The sequence below is a fragment of the Mycobacterium sp. TH-M25 genome (assembly GCF_057473665.1).
On record NZ_JBYCLA010000205.1, the window covers coordinates 1 to 6,202 of the forward strand.

Consider the following 6,202-nt stretch of genomic DNA (forward strand, 5'->3'; position numbering starts at 1 on the left):
TCGTGCCTTCGGCAAATGCCGCCGGAATGTACGAGACGGCCGTCTCAACGGGTCGTCCATTCGCCAGGTAACGCCTCGATCGCACGACGATGTCATCGTCGGCTGATATTCGAAGTTGTTCCGCTATAAACGAATTCGGCTTCTCGCGGCTGACGGCGATATTGTCGACTTGCGGCGAGTAGCCAGATTTCTCTGCCTCGACGGAAAAAGCCGCCTTTCCTTCGGCGCGATGCTGTCGTGCGAATCTATCCGACGCCAGCCTGCGGATTGGTGGCGTCGGCCGGACGAACACTCCGCGGCCGTGTTGCGAGATGACGAGTCCGTCGGAACGAAGCTCCTGCATGGCCTGTCTTACGGTCATGCGGGCCACACCGAAATGCTCGATCAGTTCCGCCTCGGACGGCAGTCGTTCCCCAGGCGGGAACCGACTGGAACTGATCGCCTCCCGCAACATGCTCGCGATCTGCCGATACGGTGGTTTGTCATCGGTGCGATCGATTTGTCCAAGTTGCAGCACCCGGCAGCCTTCCATTACATGTCTAGACGACTAGTCTAGGAAGCCAGTCAACCGGTGTCACGTCTGCCGGCGTCGAACAATGGAGACCAACGATGGGAACTACGCCAAAGCACTCGGTCAGTGTCGCCGGGGTCGTTGTACGGGATGACGGTCGGGTTCTCGTCATCCGGCGAGAGGACAACGGCCGCTGGGAGGCTCCCGGCGGAGTACTCGAACTGCACGAGTCCTTCGAGGACGGCGTTCGACGCGAAGTGCTCGAAGAAACTGGATTGAAGGTCACAGTGCAACGTCTCACCGGGGTCTACAAGAACCTTACTCAGGGCATTGTCGCGCTGGTTTACCGGTGCGGTCCTGCCGCCGGCGACACGCACCCGACTGCCGAAGCTCGGGAAGTCCGTTGGATGACGAAAGAACAAGTTGAGGGTGAGATGAGCCCTGCCTTCGCAGTGCGGGTTCTAGATGCATTCGATGAAGATCCGCACTCCCGCGCCCATGATGGAGTAAATGTCGTTTCAGGTTAAAGGTTATGACGGACCAGATTGCCGGGCAGTTGGCCAACCGTACGGCCCGGACTTCCAAAGCGGTCTGCACTCAGTCGAATCCAGCCAACGTAACCCTCAAGGCCCGTTCCAACTCAACGTGGAGCGGTGGTCTCGTTTTAGTGTCTTCACTCAGCCGGCGTCGAAGTATGAATTGTGCGGTGGCCAAGGCCGTGTGGACAAGCAGCGAGGGACGAATGTCCAACCCTGCATCGACGCCCATCCGTGCAGCGACGAGTTCGATGAACTTGCGGCCATCGTTATCGCTGATCAGTGCCGATTTGCTCAGTAGGTGGGGGGCGGTCAGTATGGCTTGTTGCCAGTAGTGCGGCTTCGGATTGGTTTTGTCCCACGCGGTTTCGGCGAACAACGCGATCAGCGCGTCGGCTGCTGATTGGTCCGATGGCTGAGTGCCATAGGCGGCAACGATTTCAGCGACCGTTTGCCGCAAGGGGGCGATCAGCAGATCTTCCTTCGTAGGCGCGTAGCGGAAGTACGTGCTGATGGATATCCCGGAAGCGGCAGCGATGTCCTCGGTGGTCACCGCAGCAAATCCACGTTCGGCAAAAAGTTGATGTGCGGTTCCCTGGATCTGCGAGAGCAACTCGGCGCGGCGTCGGTCCCTTAACGAGCCAGTGTTTGCGGAGGGCATGACATCGCCTTCGTCAATCCGACATTCCAGGCTTCCTTCTGCGCTATGGTACGAACAGTAGCGTAGCGAAACCAACAGTACTAGGGGTTGTTTTGCTGGTGTCGCGATGTCGGGGACCGAGGCAGGCGACGCGGATTGCACGGGAATGGCGGTCGCCTCACGAATATTCGCGAGTAGCCGCGGCCACAGGTGCCCGCCAATCGGGCTCAGGTTTCACACCGGCTCGGCATGGCGCAAATTCGGCGCTGGCTATATCGGTCGCCAAACAGTGCGCTCGTGCCTGCCGTTCTCGGTGCTGTCCGGGTTGTCGACATTCCGCTGAGAAGTGGCGCTCCGCAAGCCTCAGGTTGCTAGGTCCATCCCCCAGTAGAGGTCTGTGTCTTGTTGGCTGAGGTAGAGGCCGCGATGTCTCGTCCAGGGGCACACACCGCGAGCAGCGCAGCAGTCCTCGACGCCACCCGGGCGGTCGCAACGTTGGGCGGCTTCAAGGCGGTCCACTTCAAATCGGTCGCCAAGCAAGCCGGCGTCACGGTCGGGTCGGTGTATGACCATTTCACGTCGAAGACCCACCTGCTGGTGACGCTGCTCGCCCGCGAGTTCGTGCGCCTGGATGAAGAACGCGACTGGAGCACGTGTGCGGCGTCCCCGATTCGGCGAGTGGAATCCTTGACTCGGCGGCTTCACGACGAATGGCAGCAAAATGTGAAGCTCACCGAGGCCGTGGTTCGCGCATTCGTTACTGCTGGCACCGATGAAGCTCTGGCGGCCCAACATGCCGCCGATCTGATCGAAAGCATGCTGGCGCGGGCACTGAGTGGCGGTACGGAAGGAATCCACGAGCGACAGATCGCAGGGCTCATCGCTGATATCTGGCTGGCCAACTTGATGGCCTTCGTCGGCGGCCGGGCAACAGCGGAGCAGACACGCGAGTGCATCGACGGAGCTATGCGACTTGTTCTTGATGTGGGCGGGCGCCAACGATCTCTAGCAATACCGACAGTATCGCTGCGATACTAGAAGTCTTATAAGTGTGGCTCCGCTGACGTGTCGAAGGGAGCGGCTATGCCTGCACAATGGATCGAGCAGTGCACTGTTCAGCGAGTCTCACTGCAAGGTGGCCTGGTACTCGACCTCGACGATTACAGCGAGCTCGTAATCTCCCGTCCGATGCGGCTGACGCTTCCTGCAGTAGGAGCCTGGCCCGAGGAAGAGGTGTTGATCGACCCCGCCTACCTTTCGCCGGAAGAGCGGACGTTGTTGGACCTTGCCGGAGCGGTATGCACGCGGGCCTGGTTCGACGATGACGGGTCGCTCCATCTCGGGTTCTCCCGCGGACACCGCATCGATGTCCTCCCAGATGCAGCAGCGACCGCGTGGGAACTCTATGGCAAAGGCCATGGCTACATGGCGTGTCTGCCTCGGGGCCGAGTCCGAGCGGTTCGGCACGACCTTTCTGCCGAAGACGACGACTTAGATACTACGTAAATCACTACATGCGGGGCGTAGGGAACAATCTGGAGCGCTTAGTCGTAATGGCAGCCGGATTCGTCGAATTCAACGAGATCAATAGCAGGGCGGGCCGTGTCCATTGATTGGATCTTCATGTCATCCCCATTGTGCGGTCGAGGAAGTCGGTGACCGCGGCGGTGAACGCGTCGTTGTTGTCGCCGGCAACCATGTGACCGGTCCCGGTGACGTCCGTCGTTTCGGCGTGTGGGACGAGGTGGAGGAATTCGTTGACGGTGTCCTGGGAGACGACGTCTGACAGTGCGCCGCGTACTAGCAGCGTTGGGGCCGTGATTCGACGTGCTGCGTCGGCGAGAAATCCACTGATGGCGTCGAACTCCTCGCTGCCGGTCATGAGATTGCCTTGCAGGACATCGAAGTTGGAGCTGATGAAGGCGGGGTCCCAGCGCCAGATCCATCGCCCGTCGCTCCGTTGGCGCAGAACCTTGTGCAGGCCGTCGAGATTTTCGGGTCGCGCGCGGCGTGGGTTGTATTCGGCGATGACATCGGCGGCGTCATCGAGCGTGCCGAATCCGTCGGGGTGTGCGGCCATGAATGACACGATGCGATGGGCCCCATCAAATTCCATTCGTGGGGTGATGTCGACCAGGACAACGGCTGCCCAGAGGTCGGGTGGGGCCAGCAGGTGGGTAGCGAGGATGATCAGCCCGCCCAGCGACGCGCCGACGACGGCGGGGGGACTGTCGGGGCTGACGTGGTCTCGTACCGAGATCAGATCGGATACGAACCGTTCGACGTCGTATTGTCCGCTGGGGTCCCAGTCGCTGTCGCCGTGACCTCGTGTGTCGTAGGCGACGACGGTGTAGCCGTGGGAATGGAGTCGGCGAGCGGTGGTGGCCCATGCGTGACGGTTCTGACCGCCGCCGTGGAGCAGCAACACGACGGGGCGAGTCGCGGCGTGGCGGTAGCAATCGGCCACGAGGGTGATCCCGTCGCTGGTGCGGATGCGCCCCTGGCTAATCGTCATGTGGTCCGATGTGGTCAGCCGTTGTGAGTCAGGGGTTTCCGTTGCGGCCACCAGCTCGCTTCGCGCAGCAGGGTGGCGATCGCGGGAACGGTGAGGGTGCGAACGACGAAGGTATCCAGTAGTAGGCCGCAGCCGATGATGAATCCGGCTTGGATCATGATCGCGATGGAGCCGACGATCAGGCCGAACATGCTGGCGGCGAAGATGAGCCCGGCCGACGTGATGACTGAGCCGGTGTTTGCGACGGTTCGCAGGACGCCGACGCGAATGTTGTGGGCCGATTCTTCGCGTAGTCGTGAGATGAGCAGCATGTTGTAGTCGGCGCCGACGGCGACCAGGATGATGAACGCGAGAAGCGGTACGGGCCAGGCGATTTCCTTGCCGAAGCCATATTGGAAGACGAGGGTTCCCAGTCCGAGCGCGGCGCCGTAGTTGAGCACGACGGTACCCAACAGGTAGAGCGGGGCGACCAGGGCGCGCAGCAATACGACCAAGATGAGGCCGACGATGACGAGGGTCGCAAAGGCCAGCTGATGAAAGTCGGCGGAAAGCAGGCGTTGGATGTCGGAGTTGACGGCGGGGAATCCGGCCATCGACACCGTGGCGTTGGCCAGCGAGGTGTTGGGCCGTGCGGCATCGGCGACCTGCGTGATTTTGTGGGCGAGGTTCATCGCGTCGCTGCTGTACGGGTCGTAACTGGATTCGATGGCGAAACGCGCGGTTTTTCCGTCGGGTGACAGGAAATGCTTTGCAACGTCGGCGAATTGGCGGTTTTCGAAGGCATTGTTGGGAAGGTAGAAGCCGCTGGCGTTGTCGGAGCCGGCGGTGGTTCGTGCGGAATTCTGTAGTTGGGTAGCGATTTGGCTCATGCCCGACAGCATTTCGATGTTGCTGTCGGCGAGGGTATGCACGCCGGTGGCGAGGGCCTGTGCGCCGGAGGCGAGTTGGCTGATGCCGCTTTGGAGCCGGCGGATGTTGCCGGCCAGGTCGGCGGGGTCGCCGAGCGCTCCGAAAGCCTTGTCCAGCGACGTGATTGCGTTTTGGACGTCGGCCACGGTGCCGGCCGCGCTGCCGCTGCTGGGCTGGTACAGGTCGCCGAGGTTGGCGAGCTGGTTGAAGAAGCCGGTATGGCGCAGGGTCACCAGGATCTGCACCTGGTCGCGGAGTTGGGCGCATTCCGGTGTGGTCGCACACCACGGGGAGGTGTTGAGCGCACCGACGAGGGGGTCGATGGCGGCGATCGCGTTTTGGGCCTGGTCGGCTTGCTGGCGCAGCCCCGGACCGGTTCGGATGGCTTGGTCGACGGCCGGGGCGGTTCCCGAAAGCTGCTGTAGCAGCGGACGGAACCGCTGGACTTGGAATCCACTGGACTGGGCCTGGGTGAGGATTCCGGTCAACGGGGTCAACGCGGTGTGCAAGGTGGTGTCCAGTTGCGCGAGACCGCCGGCGAGTTGGTCGGCGCCGCCGGTGAGTTTGGCCAGGTCATCCTTATGGGCGTCTCCCTTGGCGACCGCGCCGGCCATCTTGTCGCCGATCTGGCCGTTTTGCCATGACAGTTGAGCCTGGTCCAGACGCGCGCCGGTGGGCCGGGTGACACCGGAGACCTTGGTGACGCCGGGCAGTTGCGAGACCCGAGACGCCATTTCATCCAGGTCGGCCAGGGCCTTGCTGGTGCGCATATCGGTGGGCGATTCGACCACCATGAATTCGGTGATGATGACGTCCTTGCGAAAGTGGCGGTCCAGCAGGCGATACCCCTCATTGCTAGCCGTCGTCGCCGGCTGTCCTAGGCGATCGTCGTAGCTGATGTGCATAGTCAGCGCGACAGCCGCCAGGCCTAGCACCAGCGCCAGACTGGCGACCAATAGCGGCACGGGTCGACGGACCACCGCCACGGCGATCCAGTTCCAGTAGCGGCGAGTGCGATCTGCCTTGGGTTCACCGATGCCGCGTTTGGCCGCCAGCGCCAACACCGGGGGAAATAACGTCACCGTGGCCGC

At 62.0% G+C, this 6,202-nt stretch carries 7 protein-coding genes; 3 read left to right on the forward strand and 4 right to left on the reverse strand.

Annotation, left to right across the window (positions count from 1 at the left end; genetic code table 11):
- A partial coding sequence (locus tag AC2VOU_RS06845) for a GntR family transcriptional regulator (RefSeq protein ID WP_486956689.1) occupies positions 1-532 on the reverse strand: 532 nt, incomplete at its 3' end.
- Positions 533-609: 77 nt separating this feature from the next.
- Between AC2VOU_RS06845 and AC2VOU_RS06850 the strand changes: the two genes are divergently transcribed.
- Positions 610-1,038 carry an NUDIX hydrolase gene (locus AC2VOU_RS06850; protein ID WP_012396378.1) on the forward strand — a complete coding sequence of 143 codons (429 nt, stop codon included), beginning with the start codon at positions 610-612 and terminating at the stop codon, positions 1,036-1,038.
- 70 nt (positions 1,039-1,108) lie between these two features.
- Here AC2VOU_RS06850 and AC2VOU_RS06855 read toward each other — a convergent pair whose 3' ends face one another.
- Complete coding sequence (locus tag AC2VOU_RS06855) at positions 1,109-1,708, reverse strand: TetR family transcriptional regulator (RefSeq protein WP_031349047.1); 600 nt, start codon at positions 1,706-1,708, stop codon at positions 1,109-1,111.
- Positions 1,709-2,113: 405 nt separating this feature from the next.
- Here AC2VOU_RS06855 and AC2VOU_RS06860 point away from each other — a divergent pair, with 405 nt between their 5' ends.
- Both AC2VOU_RS06860 and AC2VOU_RS06865 read left to right on the forward strand, forming a co-directional pair.
- Complete coding sequence (locus tag AC2VOU_RS06860; RefSeq protein ID WP_080677207.1) at positions 2,114-2,725, forward strand: TetR/AcrR family transcriptional regulator; 612 nt, start codon at positions 2,114-2,116, stop codon at positions 2,723-2,725.
- Positions 2,726-2,770: 45 nt separating this feature from the next.
- A complete protein-coding gene (locus AC2VOU_RS06865) occupies positions 2,771-3,193 on the forward strand; it encodes a DUF6188 family protein (protein WP_486956690.1) in 423 nt (140 codons plus the stop codon).
- 115 nt (positions 3,194-3,308) lie between these two features.
- Here AC2VOU_RS06865 and AC2VOU_RS06870 read toward each other — a convergent pair whose 3' ends face one another.
- Both AC2VOU_RS06870 and AC2VOU_RS06875 read right to left on the reverse strand, forming a co-directional pair.
- Positions 3,309-4,202, reverse strand: a complete 894-nt coding sequence (locus AC2VOU_RS06870) for an alpha/beta fold hydrolase (protein ID WP_486956691.1) — start codon at positions 4,200-4,202, stop codon at positions 3,309-3,311.
- 14 nt (positions 4,203-4,216) lie between these two features.
- Positions 4,217-6,202, reverse strand: a 1,986-nt coding sequence (locus AC2VOU_RS06875; RefSeq protein ID WP_486956692.1) for an MMPL family transporter, incomplete at its 5' end; no start/stop codon positions are given.